Genomic DNA, 18,245 nt, shown 5'->3' with positions numbered 1-18,245 from the left:
GGAGGATAACCCCTCCCGGCCCTCGTTTCAGTAGGTCTCGAAGCGAATCCCGGCGTAGATGGTGCGCTCCGGGGCGGGTTCGAAGTAGCCCCCATCCTCGAGCCGATTATCGAACTCGTTGGCCTGGTTGATGCGCACGTTGGCGTCGTAGGTCTCGTCGAAGAGGTTGTTGACCCCGAAGAAGGGCTGCGCCTCGTAGGCGTCGGTGACGAAGGTGCGGCTGGCGTGCAGGCCGACCTCGGCGTAGCCGGAACTGCGCTGGGTGTTGCGGTCGTCGGCCCAGATGCCCTCGCTGGCCCGCAGGTCACCGGCCACACGCCAGCCGTTGGGGGCCTGCCAGGCGGCCTCCAGGTAGCCGTGGGCGCGGGGCACGCCCGGGATGCGGTTGCCCGCCACCGACTTCGCCTCTTCATCGATCTCACCCGGGGCATCATCGTCCCCGATAGCCGGCGTCTCGTAATCCCGGAAGGTGAACTGCCCGTAGGCCAGAGCGGCGGTCAGCTCCAAACGATCCGTCGGGAACGCCTCCACGCCCAGCTCCACGCCCCGCCGGCGGGTCTCGCCGGCGTTCTCATAGCGCTCCGGACCGTCGGTCTCCCCCTGCGGGACCAGTTCGTCCTCGGTCACCACCTGGAAGAGGCTCACCTCGTAGCGCAGCCGCCGATCCAGGGCCCGCCCCTTGACCCCGACCTCCAGGGAGCGCGCCTGCTGCGGCTCGATGGCGTCGTTGATGCCCCCTTCATCGCGGTCCCAGAGCTCCCAGAGGGTCGGCGTCTCGAAGGCGGAGCTGGCGTTGGCGTAGAGGCTGTGATCCTCGGCCACGGCGTAGCGCACCCCGGCCAGGTAGCTCGGCTCGGTGTAGGTCTGGCTTTCGGTCCCCCCATCCGTCGCCTCGCGATCGTCGATGCTCATCCGGGTCCAGTCCAGACGGCCGCCGCCGACCAGCCGCCAGCGCGGCGCCACCTGCCAATCCGCCTGCAGATAGCCGGCCACCACCTGGGCCTGCTCAGTCTGATCGTTGGTGGGCTTTCCTTCGCGGCCCTCGTCGTTGACATAACGCTGCCGATCGTCGTACTGCCACTCGGCATCGGTACCCACGGAGACCTGCACCGGCCGCCCGGCGGCCTCGGTGCGGCGCACGTGGCGGCCACCGACGCCGCCGAAGTAGCGCTCGAAGGTGACAATCCCGCCCGGGTCATCACCACCACCTCCGAACGGATTCCGCCGGTAGAAGTCCCGGCGCTGCAGGAAGGCCCGGCCCTCCCAGCGTTCGGTGGCCGACGGCTCGGCGGTGAGGATCACCGCCCCGCTCTGCTGCTCCACCTCCTCGCCGGCGTCGAAATCGAGGGCGTTCTCCGCGGCCTGCTGCCGATCCTCCCGTACATCGCGGCGACTGAGCCCCCCCGGGTCCTCCGCCTCCGGGACGTCGAGAAGATTGGCGATGAAACGCAGCCGCTCCCCCCCGGCCAGATCGCGGTCGAGCTTGATGTTCAGCCGCCGTTGCGCCGAGCTGGCGTGCTCCCGGTAGCCATCCATCTCCTGATTGGAGGCGGTCACCGCCGTCCGCCACGTCTCCTCCGCGCGCCCGCCCCAGACCCGCTGGGCCCGCTCGCCGTGGCTGCCGAAGAGCACCTCGCCGCCCAGGAAGTCACCGCTGTCCGGGGGCTCCAGCGTGGTGAAGCGAAAGACGCCCCCGGCGGCGTTGCCGTAGAGGGCGGAGGCCGGCCCGCGGATGACCTCCAGGCGCTCCACGAAGGCCGGGTCCAGCGCATCGAGCTGGCTCTGGCCGTCGGCCACCGTGTACGGCACATCGTCCACGAAGGCGCGGACGCCGCGCAGCCCGAAGGGCGAGCGGGCGCCGAAACCCCGCACCGACAGGCGCAGATCCTGGGCGGCGTTGTAGCGGTTCTGGGTGTGCACCCCGGGTACGCGGTCGAGCCCCTGGTCCAGGGAGAGGCGGCGGCGATCGGCGTAGGCCTCCCGGCCGACTACGGAGACCGCCGCCGGATAGGCGTCGGGATCCACATCGAGCCCGGGCACGGTGGCGACCACCGGCGGCAGCGCGGCCTCCTCACCCGCCGCCGGGCCGGGCACACCGGCAGCTAGCGACAACCCTACCCCGAGTGCCCCGAGAAAGGCGCCTGGCCTGCATGCTACATTCGACCCTGACCCGCGCCGCGCACCAGGACCACCGATGATTCGCCGGCTGACCATGACCACGCCCGTCCCGCTGCCCATGCTTGTCACCCCGTTGCTGCTCTTCGCTCTCGCCAACCCCGGCCACGCCGCCGAGACCGCGCCGGCGGAGCTGGAACCGGTCCCGCTCGGCACCCGCACGCTGCCCGAGGGTGTGCGTGAGGTAATCAGCGACGGACAGGATCGCACGGCGCTAGCGGTCACCGTCTACCTGCGGGGGCCGGCGGTGTTCCGCGAGACCCGCGAGATCGGGCTCCCCGACGAGCCGGCGCGGCTCGTCCTCACCGACGTCCCGGAACACATCGATGCCGGCACGGTCAGCCTTGATTCCGAGCACCTCCCCCGGGTCGGTGCGGTTGCCTTCACGCCGGGCGACCTCGATGAGGAGGGGCTGCTGCGCCACCACTTGGGCAGCGAGATCCGCTACCGCGCGGGCGCCGACCGCACCTGGGAACGTGGCTATCTGCTCGCCTTCGACGCCGACGAGGTGATTGTCGCCACCGACGAGGCGGTCTACCCGCTGCCACGCGGCAGCGAGACCCGCTTCGCCTTCCCGGAGCGACCGCCCCGGCTGCACGGGCGACCCACCCTCGAGCTGGCCATCGACAGCGAGCGCGGCGGCACCCACCCCGCTAACCTGGCCTACCGCAGCGAGGGCCTGACCTGGCATCCCGACTACCAGCTGCGCGTCATCGAAGACGCCGAGCCGCGCCTGGACGGCTACGCCCGCGTGGAGAACGAAACCGGTATCGACCTGCAACAGGCCCGCTTGAGCCTGATCGGCGCCAGCCTCGGTGACGCCCCTGTCCGCACCCTGGCCCGGGCCGAGTCGGTCACGGCCGATCGACTCGACGGCCTGCCCCGGTTCCAGACCGCCGAACCCCACGATCTGCTCGCCGGGCGCAGCCACCGCATCCAGCTCTTCAGCCAGACGCCCGACGCCTTCGACCGCTATCACCGGCTGCGCAGCAACGCCGGTGCTGAGCCAGACCGCCCGCAGCACTCGCCGGCCCGGCGCGTAGCCAGCTGGCAGGCCGGCACCGATCTGCTCCCTGGCCGCGTAACGCTGCTCACCGGCCCGCCCGGGGCCGCCGAGCCGGTGGGCGAGGGGCGCATCCCGGGGACCGCCGCCGGGGACGAAATCGAGGTGGAGCTGGGCCCCGCCTTCACCGTCACCGGCGAGCGCACCCTGCGCGAGCGCCGGGCACTGGAGACGACCGAAGGCTTCGAGGCCGCCTGGCGCATCCGCCTGCGCAACCGCGGCGAGGCCGCCACTCGGATCGAGCTCGTGGAACGTTTCCCCGGCGACTGGGAGCTGCTCGAGACCAGCCAAGAGCCGGAGCGCGCTGAAGGCCGTTGGGCGCTGTGGGACCTGGCGCTGGAGGCCGATGACGAGACAACCCTCGAATACCGGGTGCGCGTGGAGCGAGAGGAATGAGCGAAGACCCCATCTGCCTCGAGGGCCTGAACTACAGGGATCTGCATAGCCGGACCGGCCTGCTGGAACTCGATCGGCGCTTCCTGGCGCACCTCCGCGCCGTGGCTCCGGAACGGGCGGCGCAGCTCGAGGCGCACCGCGACCCGGACCGCCCGAACCTCAGTGACCGCGACCTGGGGGAATGGCTCATCGCCACGGCACCCTGCCTCGAGGCGTTCCTGGCCGAGGCCTTCGGCATCAAGGCCTCCCTGCAGACCGTCCGTGACGCCCTGACCCGGGACGGCGAGGTGCTCGCCTTCCGGCGGGACTGGGTCCAGAAGCGGGCCCGCCGACGCAAGCCCCCCCCCCAGGTGTCATTCGCCGAACTCGACAGGTGGCTGGATCAGGCCTTGGACGCCCGGGGCATTGACCGCCGGGACCGCGAACTGGCCGTAGCCCGGCTGGCCGCACAGTACACCGCCGAAAGCGACGCAGAAGCCGAACGTGAGCGTCTGCTGGACTGGTGTGCCGCGGCCCTGCACACCCCGCCGGGCCAGGCCGCCGTCGCCGACTGGGCGGCGTTCCGGCTGCCGCAGCGGGTGGACCACACCAACCTGGTGGCGCTGGAGGCCGAGGCCACCGAGGCGCAGGGCCAGCCCGTCCGCTTCCACGCCCCCCGCGCGCGCTGGCGCAGCCGGGACGGCTTCGAGCTTACTGACGGCCGCGCCCCGCAGCGCCAAGTCAGCGCCGAGGCCCACTACTGCATCTACTGCCACGACCACGAGGGCGACTTCTGCTCACGGGGCTTCCCCGAGAGGAAGGGCGACCCGGAGCTTGGGTACAAGGCGGATCCGCTCGGGGTACAGCTCACCGGCTGCCCGCTGGAGGAGCGCATCTCGGAGATGAACCGCCTCTACCGCGACGGCCACCCGCTGGCCGCGCTCGCCGTGGCGATGGTGGATAACCCCATGATTCCGGCCACCGGCCACCGGATCTGCAACGACTGCATGAAGGCCTGTATCTACCAGAAGCAGGACCCGGTGGACGTCCCGCAGATCGAGACCCGCACCCTCACCGACGTGCTCGGGCTGCCCTGGGGCGTCGAACTTTACCACCTCCTCGCGCGCTGGAACCCGCTGCGCGCCCGTCAGTACCTGCCCGCCGAGGAGAACGGCCGCCGGGTGCTGATCGCCGGGCAAGGGCCCGCGGGCTTCACCATGGCCCACCACCTGACCATGGCCGGGTGCACCGTGGTGGCCGTCGACGGCCTGAAAATCGAACCGCTGCCCCAGGCGTGGCTGGACGGACCGATCCGCGACTGGGGCGACGTCTGGGAACCGCTGCAGACGCGCACCCTCTACGGCTTTGGAGGCGTCGCCGAGTACGGCATCACCAACCGCTGGGACAAGAACTTCCTTAAGCTCATCTACCTCACCCTGGCCCGGCGCGAGCGCTATGCCGTCCACGGCGGCGTCCGGCTGGGCGGCACCCTCACCCTAGAGGATGCCTGGGCGCTCGGCTTCGACCACGTCTGCATCGCCACCGGGGCCGGCTACCCCCGGGTGCTGGAGGTCGGCAACAGCCTGGCCCGGGGCATGCGCCAGGCCAACGACTTCCTCATGGCCCTGCAGCTGACTGGGGCCGGCAAGAGTGAGAGCATTGCCAACCTACAGGTGCGCATGCCGGCGGTGGTCATTGGCGGCGGGCTGACCGCCGTCGATACTGCCACCGAGGTACAGGCCCACTACATTGCTCAGGTGGAGAAGGTCCTCGCCCACTACGAGGCCCTGGAGGCTGAAGGCGCCGGGTTCGGGGCCGGGCTCGGCGTCGAGGACCAGGCCATCCTCGAGGAGTTCCTGGCCCATGGGCGCGCCGTGCGTGCTGAGCGCGAGCGCGCCCATGCGGCCGGCGAGGCGCCGCGATTCGCGCCGCTGCTCCAGGCCTGGGGCGGCGTCACCATCGCCTACCGCAAGGGCCTCACCGCCTCGCCGGCCTACGTGCGCAACCATGAGGAGCTCACCAAGGCCCTGGAGGAGGGCATCCTCTACGCCGAGGGGCTCGAGCCCCTGCACGTGCGCCTGGACGAGCACGACCACGTCCACTCGGTGGTCTTCCGGCGCATGCGCCACGACGGCGGCCGCTGGTACGCCACCGGGCGCGAGACGGAGCTTGCGGCCCGCTCGATCTTCGTCGCCGCCGGGACCGTGCCCAATACCATCTACGCCCACGAGCACCCGGGCAGCCTTCAGCTGCAGGGCATCCACTACCGGCCCTACGGCTACCGGCGCAGGGGCCTGCAGCCCATCGCCGCCGGCGAGCACTGCAAGGCACCGGAGATCGGCCCGTTCACGTCTTACCAGTCGGCCGGGCGCACGGTCTCGTTCATCGGCGACACCCACCCGGTATTCGCCGGCAGCGTGGTGCAGGCCATCGCCTCGGCGCGACGCAGCTACCCGCAAGTGCTCGCCGCCCTCGGCGGGCTTCCCATGCAGCCCGGTCGCAAGGCTCGCGCCTTTCTCGACAACCTGGCCGCGCGGCTGACCCCGCGGGTGGTCTCCGTGGAGCAGCCGAGCCCGGCCGTGGCCGAGATCTGGGTCCGGGCACCGCTGGCCGCAGCCCGTTTTCGGCCCGGGCAGTTCTTCCGCCTGCAGACGCTGGAGACGCACAGTCCGGTGGTCGACGGCACCCGCCTGCAGGTGCCACTGATGACCGTCTCGGGCACCGGTATCGACGGCGACTGCATCCGCCTGATGCTGTTGCAGTGGGGGGCCGCCCCGCGCATCGCCGCCCGCCTGCAGCCCGGCGACCCGTTGGTGCTGATGGGCCCCACCGGCGCCCCCACGGAGATCCCCGAAGACCGCACGGTGATGGTGGTGGCCGGCCGCTGGGGCGCGGCGGTGATGCACGATATCGGCTCGGCGCTGCGCGCGGCGGGCAACCGGGTGCTCTACATCGCCGCCTTCGGCAGCGCCGACGAGATCGACCACCCCGATGAGCTGGAGGCCGGCGCCGACCAGATCGTCTGGGCCACCGCACGCGAGCCCGCCTTCGAGCCGCGCCGCCCTCAGGACAGCGCAGTGATCAGCGCCGACATGGTCGACCTGGTCCGCCGCTACGGCGACGGCGAGATCGCCCCCGATGCCCCGGGGCTACCGCTGGCCGAGGTCGACCGGATCCTGGTCGTCGGCGGCACCGGGCTCCTGTTCGGCTTCCAGCAGGCACTGGCGGACGGCCTGTCGGCATACTTCCCGGACCACCTCGAGGCAGTGGGCACGGTGGGCAGTCCCATGCAGTGCATGCTCAAGGGCGTCTGCGCCCAGTGCCTGCAGTGGCAGGTGGACCCGGAGACCGGCGAGCGCACCCGGGCCGTCTTCTCCTGCGCCGAACAGGATCAGCCACTGGGCTGGATCGACCTGGGTAACCTGGCTGCACGGCAACAGCAGAACCGACTCCTCGACCGACTCACCGCCGCCTGGGTGGAGCGGCTGCTGCAGCGACGCGCACCGGACTGATATGCAATACTTCGGATATCAGACCCGAGAGTCGATACCCAAGGAGGAATCGCAATGGACGTAAGCAGGAACATGGGCACCGTGGATCGCGCCATCCGTGCCGTGGTGGGCATCTGCCTGATCGCTCTGGCGTTCATCGGGCCACAGACCGCCTGGGGATGGATCGGCCTGGTCCCGCTGGCGACCGCCATCGTCGGGGTCTGCCCGGCCTACATCCCGCTGGGCCTGAAGACCTGCGCCAAGTAGCACCGAGGCCTAGCTAACGCCGAGCCGGCGAACCGCCTCACGTACGGCGGTTTCGCCGGAGACGGCATCCAGCGTGCGCCGCGACGTCACCCCGGCGTCGAGCAGGGCCGCCAGCAGCGCGGCCACATCATCCCGCGGAATCTCGCCGTAGGGCAGCCCCTCGCCGAGGGTCACCCGCCCGCGGGCGCGTTCATTGAGCAGACGCCCGGGACGCAGGATGGTCCAGTCCATGGCCGTCGCGCGCAGGCGGTCATCGGCCTCACGCTTGGCCGCCAGGTACGGCCGCAGCCGCTCCGGGGCCTGCTCGGGGCACTCCGTGCGCATCGCCGAAACCATCACGAAACGCCGCACCCCGGCCGCCTCGGCCAGCTCGATGATCCGCAACGCGCCTTGACGGTCCACCGCCTCGGTCTTGTCGGCACCGGTATGCGGGCCAGAACCGGCCGTGAAGACCACAGCGTCCGCGCCGCGGACTGCCTGGCTACAGTCACGCTCGAGGTCAGCCACCACGGTCTCGGTGGCCCCCGCGGCCGCCAGGGCCGGCTGCTGGTCCGGATCCCGGACCATGGCCCGCACCTCGTGCCGGCTCGGCGCCAGCCGCTCCACCAGTCGCCGCCCCACCTGCCCGTGGGCCCCGATGATCAACACCCGCATCCTCTGCCCTCCGCTCGCGTCGCTGGCCTGCCTGGGCCTAGCCTACGCCGTCGGCGACGCCGCCGAAACGGGCACCGCGCAGGCGGTTCAGCGCAGCCATGACCTCGATCGTCCGCGGGCGGGCCAGGTCCCCGTCCGGGCGGGGCAGCAGCTGATCCCAGTGGCGGTTCAGCAGATCGGCCAGCCACGCCGGCGGGTCCTCGACCCGGCCGCTGTCCGAGAGTCGCTCGAGCAGCAGGCCGATGGCCCGCACCTGGGCGGGATCGGCGATCTGCTCCACGGCGCGCAGGTCGACGGCCTCCCGGCCGAGCAGCAGGGTATCACGCCCGCGGCCCTGCACCTTGCGCTTACCGGGCTTGGTCTCGGTACGCACTGTACCCCCCTCCACGGCGCGGGTCGTCGGCCAGGCCAGCGGCGAGCGCACCTCGGCGTGGCGCCCGGTGGCGTACTCGGCGGCTACCCGCCGCGCCTCGGCGGTGACATCGGCCGGACGGTACTCCTGCATCTGGATGACCGTATCGGCGCTGTCCAGATAGTCGCCAGAGCCGCCCATCACCAATAACGTGGACACCGCATGGCGATCGCGCAGCTCGGCGATGCGATCGACCAGCGGCGTGATCGGTTCGGCATCCCGGGCCACCAGGGCCTGCATGCGCCGATCGCGGATCATAAAGTTGGTCGCCGAGGTGTCCTCGTCCACCAGCAGGGTGCGCGACCCCGCCTCGAGGGCCTCCTGCAGGGCGGCCGCCTGGCTGGTGGAGCCGGAGGCCAGGTCCGTGGAGAAGGCGGTGGTGGACTTGCCAAAGGGCAACTCGCCGATGTATGGCGACAGGTTCACGGCGTGGACGGCACGCCCGTCCTCGGCGCGGATCTTCGCCGCGTCCTCGACGCTGACGACGCCGTCGCGACCATCCCCGGGGACGTGGTCATAGACCCCGAGCTCCAAGGCATTGAGCAGGGTCGACTTGCCGTGAAAGCCGCCGCCGACGATAAGCGTGATCCCCGCCGGGACGCCCATACCGGCGATCGGACCGGCATTGGGGGCGTGCAGCGTCAGGCGCAGCGAATCGGGGCTGTGGAAGGGGATGGCATCGCTCAGGGGCCGGTCGTCCACGCCGGAGCGCCGCGGCAGGACTGCCCCTTCAGCGACGAAGGCCACCAGGCCGCGCTCGTCGAGCTGCGCACGCAGCGCCTGCTGGTCCTCAACCGTGGCGCAGTGGCGCTCCAGCGAAGCGCCGTCGAGTTGCTGCGCCTCGGCAGCAGCGGCGACGATCCGCGGCAGTTTCCGGCAAAGGATCTCGGCCGCCTGGCGACCGAGGATGGTCCGCCCGCGCGCCGGCAGGGCGACGGTGAAACGCAGCTCGACACCGGCGTCGGTGAACAGCACGGCACTGCGATCAAGCACCGTCTGCGCGCCTGAATCGATGCGGACCGCCTGCTCGCTGGCGGCGGCTCGCTCGAAGGCCCGGGCGATGTAGTCACGCGCCGCGCGGCGCCGGGGCTCGCCGGTCAAGGCCGCTTCGGGCAGCCCCGCCCGCTCCCACGGCACCACAGCCCGCAGCCGCGAAGGCGCGGCAAACGGGTCGGCCTGGACCTTGTCCACACAGAGGGTGAAGCCGGGGAAAGCGTGGCGGCCCTGGATGTCCTTGTACGCCTTGTAGCCCCGGCCGTCGATGCGCTGGAGGGTATTCTGCAGCTGTTCCATGCCGCCTCACGGTAGCCGAGCCGGGCCGCGCCGGCCAAGAGGGGCCGGCTCAACCGCGAACGTCGCCACGGTCCTCGCCGGCGGCGAGGGCACCGAGCCGCTGCAGCGCCCACTCCGTGGCCGCCACATCGGCCTGGGCGCAGTTCAGCCGCAGGCAGCGTCCGTACCGCCCGGTGGGCGAGAACACCGGCCCCGGGGCCACGCTGACCCCCTCGGCCAGCGCCCGGCGCTGCAGCTCCAGGCTGTCGCAGCCGGCCGGCAGTTCGACCCAGACCACGAAACCGCCCCGTGGCCGGGTCACCCGGGTCCCCTCGGGGAAGTGGCGGCGTACCAGACCGGCGACCCAACGCACGTGCCGCTCGTAGTTGCGCCGGGCCCGGCGCAGGAAGCGGTCGTAGCCGCCCTGCTCCAGGTAGTCGGCCACGGCCAGCGTACTCAGGGTGCAGGTGGCTTGACTGGTCGCGTACTTGAGATAGACGAGACGATCCCGGTAGCGCCCCGGCGCCACCCAGCCGACGCGCAGCCCGGCACCGAGGATCTTCGAGAACGAACTGCAGTAGAGCACTTCGCCCTGGCCATCGAAGGCCTTCGCCGCCCACGGGCGGGTGCCGTCGAAGGCCAGCTCACCGTAGACGTCGTCCTCGATCAGGGGCACGTTGTGGGCGTTAAGCAGTGTCACCAGTTCCTGCTTGCGCGCCTCCGGGGTCACGTGGCCCAGCGGATTGCCGAAAGTGGGCATGAGCACGCAGGCACGGATCGACCAACGCGACAGGGCCCGCTCAAGGGCCTCGGGGATCATCCCCGAGTGGGGGTCGGTGGCGACCTCCAGGGCCTGCATCCCCTGGGACTCGATGGCCTGGAGGATGCCGTAGAAGGTGGGTGACTCGATGGCCACCACGTCGCCGGGCTCGGCCACGGCACGCAGGCTGAGGGTGATTGCCTCCTGGCAGCCGGCGGTCAGCACGATGTCGTCCGGCGAAAGGCTGCAGCCGGCGTAGGCCATGCGCCGGGCGATCTGGGTGCGCAGCTCGGCACAGCCCGGCGGGAAGTCGTAGGCATTGACGCGCTCGCGCTGTCGGCGGCGCACCCGGGCAAAGCTGCGGTCCATGGCCGCCGCCGGCAGGAAAGCGGCGGGCGCCGCGGCAGCACCCAGCGAGACCACGTCCGGCTCGTGGTGGGCGCGGACCAGATCGAGCACACGCTCTTGGCCGAGCACCAGACTGGGCGCGTCCACTTCGCCCACCTGCTCGCTCGGCGCCGCGGCGGCGGTGGTGCGTTCGCGGACGTAGAACCCGGAGCGTGGCCGCGCCTCGAGGATCTCGCGCTGCTCAAGCAGTTCACAGGCGGCGACGATGGTCGCCATGCTCACCCCGAAGTGCCGGCGCAGCCGTCGCAGTCCGGGCAGCCGGTCGCCAGGGGCATAGACGCCCTGTTCGATCTGCCCGGCGAGGGTCTCGGCCACTCGTTCGTAGAGCGGTGTGGTCATCACGGTCCAGTCTAACGCAACTGTACCGGTTCATAATGTCCAAAACTGATTCTGTATCGCCCGATGGATCGCGACGATCATAGTCATCGATCCCGAGAAGCAACGCAGGAATGCAATAATGTCCCAGGCCCTAAACGCCGAAGCAGGCTGGCAGTACGAGCAGTATACCCCCGGTTTTGCCGACTACTGGGATGACCTGGTGGGGTGGGAGACGCGTCTGGCCCGCGAAGGCGCCTTCTACAACCGCCTGGTGGGCGCCCACGGCGCCAAGAAGGTCATCGACCTGGCCACCGGCACGGGGGTCAACGCCGTCTCGCTGGCTCAGGCCGGCTTCGAGGTGACCGCCGTCGACGGCTCCGAGAACATGCTGATCAAGGCCCGCGAGAACGCCAGCAAGTACGGCGTGGAGTTCAGCGACACCCGGGCCGTCGACTGGCTGGAGCTCGACAAGGTCATGGGCACCGAGCAGTACGACGCTGCGGTGTGCCTGGGCAACTCCTTCACCCACCTGTTCGATCACGAGGACCGCCGCACCGCGCTGCTGGCGATGTACCGCGTGCTGCGTCCGGGCGGGATGCTGATCATCGATCAGCGCAACTACGACGACATGCTCGACAACGGCTACAGCTCCAAGCACGCCTACTGCTACACCGGCGAGGGTGTGGACGTGGGCCCGGCCGAGCTGCACCGGACGATGGCGCGTTTCCAGTACGTCTTTGCCGACGGCTCCACCTTCCAGCTGAAGATGTATCCGCTGCGGCAGGACTACATGACCCACCTGCTCGAGGACGCCGGGTTCATCAACGTGGAGCGCTACGGCGACCTGCAGAAGCCGTACTACCGCAACGATGTGGACTTCATCCAGCAGGTGGCCTACCGCCCGCTGGAGTCCTGAGACACCTCCGGCGCCCTCGGGCGCCCGGATGCACGGACGCGGCCCCGCCACAGGGGCCGCGTTTTTTTGTGCCCACTCGCCGGACCTGCTCCCACCCGATAACCGTACCGCGGCTGCCTTGAAGCCACGCACCGGTGCATCTAGCTTCAGATGTTGAAAGCTGACCCACGCGTGGACAGCGCAGGAGGTCGATGATGAACCGGCGGCAAAAGAGAGCGGAAGAAGCGCGGCGCAGGATCCTGGAGTCGGGCGATCAGGAGCTGATCAACCGGCTACACCTGCTGGAGGCGAGCCAGGCCCGGGCGGGACGTGGCGGACGTGGACCGGGACTGCTCGGAACGGCGGCGGCCGTCGGCGGCGGTGCCTATCTGGGCACCCTGCTCGCCGGGATGACCCTTAACGCCGAGATGCAGCGGGCCTTTGCAGCCGTTGCCGAGGACATGGGCTTTAGCCCGGGGGATCTCGGCCTCAGCCCCGCCGCGATGGAGGGCGACGTGGGCGATGTCGGTGGCGACGACGGTGGCCTGTTCGACGGCTTCGGCGGGTTCTTCGACATCTGACCCACCCCCCGGCGGGCGGCTGCCCGCCGGGGTGGCGCCGGCAGCGGGCTCAGACCCGCCAGAGGTCCATGAACTCGTGGACCGGCATCTGCTCCAGCCGCTGCTGCTCGCCGAGCGCAGCCTCAATCGCGCCAGCTTGCCGCGGCGCGAAGCGGGACGATACGGCGTTGCGGAACTTCTCCTCAAGCACCGGGATGCCCTCGTCGCGACGACGGCGGTGGCCGATGGGGTATTCCACGGCGATGCGCTCGGTCTTCGAGCCGTCCTTGAAGACGACCTGCACGGCGTTGCCGATGGATCGCTTGTCGGGGTCCATGTAATCCCGCGAGAAGCCCTCGTTTTCGGTGACCTCCATCCGCTCGCGCAGGGCGTCGATCCGCGAATCGGCGGCCACGGCGTCCTCGTAGTCGGCGGCGGTGAGGCGGCCGAAGATCAGCGGGACGGCAACCATGTACTGCAGGCAGTGGTCGCGGTCGGCGGGGTTGTTCAGCGGCCCAGTCTTGTCGATGATCCGCACCCCAGCCTCCTGGGTCTCGATGATGACCCGGTCGACCTCGTCAAGTCGCGGCGCCACCTGGGCATGGAGCTGCAGGGCAGCCTCGACAGCGGTCTGGGCGTGGAACTCGGCCGGGAACGAGATCTTGAACAGCACGTGCTCCATAACGTAGCTGGCGTAGGCCTGGGAGCGACGGATCGGCTCGCCGCGGAAGAGCACGTCCTGGAAGCCCCACCCCTGGGCGGACAGGGCGGAGGGGTAGCCCATCTCGCCGGTGAGGCTCATCAGCGCCAGCCGCACGCCGCGCGCCGAGGCGTCACCGGCGGCCCAGCTCTTGCGCGAGCCGGTATTCGGCGCGTGGCGATAGGTGCGCAGCGCCCCGCCGTCGATCCAGGCGTTGGAGACGGCGTTGATGACATCCTCGCGGCTGCCGCCGAGCAGCCGGGTGGTCACGGCCGTGGTGGCCAGCCGTACCAGCAGGACGTGGTCGAGGCCGACGCGGTTGAAGCTGTTCTCCAGCGCCAGCACGCCCTGGATCTCATGGGCCTTGATGGCGGCGGTGAGCACCTCGCGCATGGTCAGCGGCGTCTCGCTCCGGGCGAGCCGCCGGCGGCTCTCGTAGTCGGCGGCGGCGAGGATGCCGCCGAGGTTGTCCGAGGGGTGGCCCCACTCGGCAGCCAGCCAGGTGTCGTTGAAGTCCAGCCAACGGATCAGGGCGCCGATGTTGAACGCGCCCTGCACCGGGTCGAGGCGATAGGCGGTGCCCGGCACCACCACCCCGTCGCGCATCTCGGCGCCGGGGACGATCGGTCCGAGCAGCTTGGTGCAGGCCGGGTAGTCGAGCGCCATCATGGCGCAGGCGAGGCTGTCCATCAGGCAGTGCCGGGCAGTCTGATACGCCTCGGCGGAGTCGATGTCGGTGGCGCTGACGTAGTCGGCGATGGCCACCAGCTCGGCGTCGGGGTCGGGGCGCTGGGCGCTGCGGATGTCTCCGGACATGGGCAAGCTTCCTCAAAAACCAGTTGCAGTTGATCGTGCCACGGTCGCCGCCGACTCCGGGCCCCCCGCGGCAACGGGGCGGAGGCGGCGTTCCCGGGCTGAACGGCGTGTCAGCGCTGATCGATCGGCGGCACCGCACGCAGATTGTGGCCGGTGTAATCGGCGCTCGGACGAATGATGCGGTTCTTCGCCCGCTGCTCCATCACGTGGGCCGCCCACCCGCTATGCCGGGACATCACGAAGATCGGCGTGAACAGCTTGGTGGGAATCCCCATGAAGCGGTAGGCCGAGGCGTGGTAGAAGTCGGCATTCGCGAAAAGCCCCTTCTCGTCCCACATCAACTGCTCCACGGCCTCGGAGACCGGGAACAGGGTCTCGTCACCGATCTCCGCGGCGAGCTCGCGGGACCACTCCTTGATCACGGCGTTGCGCGGGTCGACCTCGGTGTAGACCGCATGGCCGAAGCCCATGACTTTCTCCTTGCGCTCGAGCATTCCGGCCAGCTCGCGTCGCGCCTCCTCCGGGCTGGACCACTGCTCGAGCATCTCCATGGCAGCCTCGTTGGCGCCACCGTGGAGCGGGCCGCGCAGGGTCCCGATTGCCCCCGTGATGGCCGAGTGCATGTCCGACAGCGTCGAGGCGCAGACCCGGGCAGCGAAGGTGGAGGCGTTGAACTCGTGCTCCGCATAGAGGATCAGCGAGACGTGCATGACGTTCTTGTGCAGCGCGTTGGGCCGCTCACCGCGGAGCAGGTAGAGGAAGTGGGCGCCGATGGAGTCCTCGTCGCTGTCGGTATCGATGCGCACACCTTCGTGGCTGTATCGGTACCAGTAGGTGATGATCGACGGGAAGACCGCCAGCAGACGGTCCGCCACCTCGGCCTGCTGCGAGAAATCGGTCTCGGTCTCCAGGGTGCCGAGCATGGAACAGCCGGTGCGCATCACATCCATGGGGTGGGCATCCCGCGGGATCTGCTCAAGGACCGCCTTGACCGCCGGCGGCAGCTCGCGCATGCCGGAGAGGCGGCGCTTGTACGCCTCGAGCTGGGCGCGGTCGGGGAGTTCGCCGTAGAGCAGCAGGTAGGCCACCTCCTCGAACTCGCACTGTGCCGCCAGGTCACGGACGTCGTAGCCGCGGTAGGTCAGGCCCGTCCCCTCCTGGCCGACCGTGCACAGCGCCGTCTCCCCGGCGGATTGGCCACGCAGCCCGGCACCGGTCTTCTTTCCCGTCATCGCTCTTCTCCTCCTGTTCGTACGTCGCGCCCGAAGAGCTCATCGAGCTTGCGCTCATAGTCGTGGTAGCCGAGCACCTCGTAGAGCTCTTCGCGCGTCTGCATGCGATCGAGCATGCCCTCCTGGGTTCCCTCGGCACGAATGGCGCCGTAGACCTCCTCGGCGGCCCGGCTCATGGCCCGGAACGCCGAAAGCGGATAGAGGACGAGCCCTGCCCCCGCCTCGCGCAGCTGCGCCACCGTGAAGTACGGCGTCTTGCCGAACTCGGTGATGTTGGCCAGCACCGGCACCGAGAGCCGGTCGGTGAAGGTGCGGATGTCCTCGAGGCTGTGCATGGCCTCGGCGAAGACCATGTCGGCACCGGCCTCCACGTACGCCTCGGCGCGCTCCAGGGCGGCCTCCAGACCCTCCGAGGCGCGGGCGTCGGTGCGCGCCATGACCACCAGCTCCGGATCGGGCCGCGCGTCCACCGCCGCTCGGACCCGATCGACCATCTCGGCGGTGGAGACCAGCTCCTTGCCCGGGCGGTGACCGCAGCGCTTGGCCTGGACCTGGTCCTCGATGTGCACCGCGGCCGCCCCGGCGCGCGTCAGCTCGCGGATAGTCCGCGCGACGCTGAAGGCACCGCCAAAGCCGGTGTCGATATCCACCAGCACCGGCGTCCGGGTGGCGTCGGTGATGCGCCGGACGTCCTCGACCACATCGGCCAGCTGGGTGATCCCCAGATCCGGCAGGCCGTACGAGGCATTGGCCACCCCGGCGCCGGAGACGTACAGCGCCTGGAACCCGGCCCGCTCGGCGAGCAGCGCCGAATAGGCGTTGATGGCGCCGACCACCTGCAGCGGTTGTTCCTGCGTAACGGCGTCGCGGAAGCGGCGTCCCGCGGATGACTGATCGGTCATGTTTTCGTTCGCTCCGTGTCGTGATCGGGTGGGCGGGCCGGACGGGTCAGGCGACGGCGTCGCCGCCCACGCGGACCAGGGTGCGGCCGGTCACCTGCCGGGCGAGCATCGCCTCGGCGGCATCGCGCAGCCCGTCGAGTTCCACCTCGCGGGTAACGAAGCCTTCCGGGTCCTGCGGACGCAGGTCTTCGCCGAGCCGCCGCCAGCTCTCCAGGCGCAGGGGGCGCGGGCAGTTGGCGGAACTGATGCCGAGCATGCTCACGCCGCGCAGGATCCACGGCATGACGGTGGTCTCGAGCTTCACGCCCCCGGCCAGACCGATGGAGGCGACGTTGCCGTACTCCTCGACCTGGGGCAGCAGCCCGGCGAGCAGGGGACCGCCAACGTTGTCGACCACGCCGGCGAAGCGGGCGCGATCCAGCGGCCGCTCGCTGAGCCCGAGCGCCTCCGGGCTCACCACCTCGGCGGCGCCCAGCGCGTGGAGATATGACGCCGCATCCTTCTTGCCGGAAACCGCTACCACGCGGTAACCGGCGTTGCTGAACAGATCCACGGCGATGCTGCCCACGCCCCCCGAAGCCCCGGTGACGAGCACATCGCCCAGCGCCGGGGTCTGCCCGGCCGCCTCCATGCGAATCAGGGCCAGCGCCGCCGTGAATCCGGCGGTACCGAGTGCCATCGCCTGGCGGGGCGTCAGCCCTCCGGGCAGCGGCACGACCCAGTCGGCAGGGATCCGCACGTACTCGGCGAAGCCGCCGTCGTGGACCTCACCCAGACCGCAGCCGGTGATCAGCACCTGCGCCCCGACTTTCACATCGTCGCTGTCGCTCTCAACCACGACGCCGGCGGCATCGATCCCCGGGGTGATGGGGAAACGGCGCAGGATCTTGCCCTGGCCGGTCAGGGCCAGCGCATCCTTGTAGTTGACGGAGGAGTACGCCACCCGGACCAGCACATCGCCCGCGGGCAGATCGGCGGCACCGAGGGTCACGACCCCGCCCTGATCCTCCCTGCCGGATTCCGGGACCCGCCACGCCGTGAATTCCTGCATTTTTTATCACCTCTGACGGCTAGTTCAGCGAGTTTACAACAGCGCTTCACCGCCTCCCAAATCATATAACAACCAATATGTTAGGAGCTCTCATGGCGTTTTCTGCGTGTTCTCCGCGCGCTTCGTACGGGAGCAGCATTATGTTCAACAATGATCCGGCTCACGCTGCATTGCGCGCGCCCCGGGCCAAGGGCAGGTTGGACCCCACGCAAAGCTTGGTGCACCATGAGCTGCGGTCAAAAACCGACCCCGCAGCGAGGACTCACAGGCTCGACCCATGGCGCCGCGCTCCTATATCCCCCTGGCCGCGCTGGCCCTGATTGCCGGGGCAATCGCCACCGTGCTGATCATCGGCGAACAGCGCGGCGCGGACACCGACGCCAGCAACCGGGGCGAACCGGGCGACCCGGCCGAACGCCGCGGTGCACTAGTCGATGAGATCATCTTCACCGAGGAGTCCGACCCGGGCCGGCTCACCGCGCTCATCGAGCACGGCTCGCACCACCTATTCACTCAGGGTATCGACAGCGCCACCATCTTCCGCCAGGCGCAGGACTCGGAGCAGGTCGACCACTTCCTTTCCCACGGCACGGCCATCGAGCTGACCCTCAACCCGGCCGCCTTCGAGGACGAGCAGCGACTCAATCCATTCCGCGAGCCGCGCATCCGCGAGGCGCTGAATCGCCTGATCGACCGGCGCCACGTGGCCGAGGAACTCTTCGGCGGTCTTGCGGTGCCCCGCTATCTGCCGATCAACACGGCCTTCCCCGACTACGCCCGGCTGGCGGAGACCGCACGCTCGCTGGAACTCAAGTACCGCCATGACCCGGAGCGCGCCGAGGCGACCATCGCGGAAACCATGGAGGGGGGGGGGGGGGCGCGCCCGGGGGGGGG

14 protein-coding genes are annotated in these 18,245 nt (G+C 70.1%); 6 read left to right on the top strand and 8 right to left on the bottom strand.

Annotated elements, in window-relative coordinates; genetic code table 11:
• Positions 1–27: 27 nt before the first annotated feature.
• A complete protein-coding gene (locus tag LRA98_RS10330; protein WP_238633432.1) occupies positions 28–2,112 on the bottom strand; it encodes a TonB-dependent receptor family protein in 2,085 nt (694 codons plus the stop codon).
• A gap of 82 nt (positions 2,113–2,194) precedes the next feature.
• Between LRA98_RS10330 and LRA98_RS10325 the strand changes: the two genes are divergently transcribed.
• The 3 genes from LRA98_RS10325 to LRA98_RS10315 are packed head-to-tail and all read left to right on the top strand — an operon-like array spanning position 2,195 to position 7,371.
• A complete protein-coding gene (locus tag LRA98_RS10325) occupies positions 2,195–3,634 on the top strand; it encodes a DUF4139 domain-containing protein (RefSeq protein WP_238633433.1) in 1,440 nt (479 codons plus the stop codon).
• Entirely contained in the window at positions 3,631–7,125 is a 3,495-nt protein-coding gene (locus tag LRA98_RS10320; RefSeq protein ID WP_238633434.1) for an FAD-dependent oxidoreductase, read from the top strand. The genes LRA98_RS10325 and LRA98_RS10320 overlap by 4 nt, the downstream gene beginning before the upstream one ends.
• Positions 7,126–7,179: 54 nt before the next feature.
• On the top strand, positions 7,180–7,371 hold the full coding sequence (locus LRA98_RS10315; protein ID WP_201169928.1) for a YgaP family membrane protein: 192 nt from the start codon (positions 7,180–7,182) through the stop codon (positions 7,369–7,371).
• Between the two features lie 9 nt (positions 7,372–7,380).
• On the opposite strand, the gene LRA98_RS10310 is transcribed toward LRA98_RS10315, so the two are convergent.
• From LRA98_RS10310 to LRA98_RS10300, 3 genes are read right to left on the bottom strand one after another with little or no spacing between them, the layout of a single operon-like run.
• The gene (locus LRA98_RS10310) at positions 7,381–8,025 is read right to left on the bottom strand and encodes an SDR family oxidoreductase (RefSeq protein WP_201169931.1); all 645 of its coding nucleotides are present in this window, start codon (positions 8,023–8,025) and stop codon (positions 7,381–7,383) included.
• Between the two features lie 37 nt (positions 8,026–8,062).
• Positions 8,063–9,730, bottom strand: coding sequence for an ABC-ATPase domain-containing protein (locus LRA98_RS10305; RefSeq protein WP_238633435.1), 1,668 nt, complete (start codon positions 9,728–9,730; stop codon positions 8,063–8,065).
• A gap of 49 nt (positions 9,731–9,779) precedes the next feature.
• Positions 9,780–11,216 (bottom strand): aminotransferase-like domain-containing protein, encoded by a 1,437-nt coding sequence (locus tag LRA98_RS10300; RefSeq protein ID WP_201242993.1) that lies wholly within the window; start codon positions 11,214–11,216, stop codon positions 9,780–9,782.
• Between the two features lie 118 nt (positions 11,217–11,334).
• On the opposite strand from LRA98_RS10300, the gene LRA98_RS10295 reads away from it, so the two are divergent.
• A complete protein-coding gene (locus LRA98_RS10295; protein ID WP_201169938.1) occupies positions 11,335–12,111 on the top strand; it encodes a class I SAM-dependent methyltransferase in 777 nt (258 codons plus the stop codon).
• A 194-nt stretch (positions 12,112–12,305) separates the two neighbouring features.
• Complete coding sequence (locus tag LRA98_RS10290; RefSeq protein WP_201169940.1) at positions 12,306–12,671, top strand: hypothetical protein; 366 nt, start codon at positions 12,306–12,308, stop codon at positions 12,669–12,671.
• A 49-nt stretch (positions 12,672–12,720) separates the two neighbouring features.
• Here LRA98_RS10290 and LRA98_RS10285 read toward each other — a convergent pair whose 3' ends face one another.
• From LRA98_RS10285 to LRA98_RS10270, 4 genes are all read right to left on the bottom strand, one after another.
• A complete protein-coding gene (locus tag LRA98_RS10285; protein WP_238633436.1) occupies positions 12,721–14,166 on the bottom strand; it encodes a bifunctional 2-methylcitrate dehydratase/aconitate hydratase in 1,446 nt (481 codons plus the stop codon).
• Between the two features lie 110 nt (positions 14,167–14,276).
• Entirely contained in the window at positions 14,277–15,398 is a 1,122-nt protein-coding gene (gene prpC, locus LRA98_RS10280) for a bifunctional 2-methylcitrate synthase/citrate synthase (protein WP_238633437.1), read from the bottom strand.
• Entirely contained in the window at positions 15,395–16,300 is a 906-nt protein-coding gene (gene prpB / locus LRA98_RS10275; protein ID WP_238633438.1) for a methylisocitrate lyase, read from the bottom strand. The genes prpC and prpB overlap by 4 nt, the downstream gene beginning before the upstream one ends.
• 46 nt (positions 16,301–16,346) lie before the next feature.
• Positions 16,347–17,351 (bottom strand): YhdH/YhfP family quinone oxidoreductase, encoded by a 1,005-nt coding sequence (locus tag LRA98_RS10270; protein ID WP_238633439.1) that lies wholly within the window; start codon positions 17,349–17,351, stop codon positions 16,347–16,349.
• Positions 17,352–17,628: 277 nt separating this feature from the next.
• Here LRA98_RS10270 and LRA98_RS10265 point away from each other — a divergent pair.
• The coding region (locus LRA98_RS10265) for an ABC transporter substrate-binding protein (protein ID WP_238640837.1) at positions 17,629–18,245 on the top strand (617 nt) is incomplete at its 3' end.

The sequence above is a fragment of the Halorhodospira sp. M38 genome (genome assembly GCF_022227985.1).
GTDB classification, from domain to species: domain Bacteria; phylum Pseudomonadota; class Gammaproteobacteria; order Nitrococcales; family Halorhodospiraceae; genus Halorhodospira; species Halorhodospira halophila_A.
Note: the sequence above shows the minus strand (reverse complement) of the source record. Positions and strands in the feature narration are given on the sequence as shown.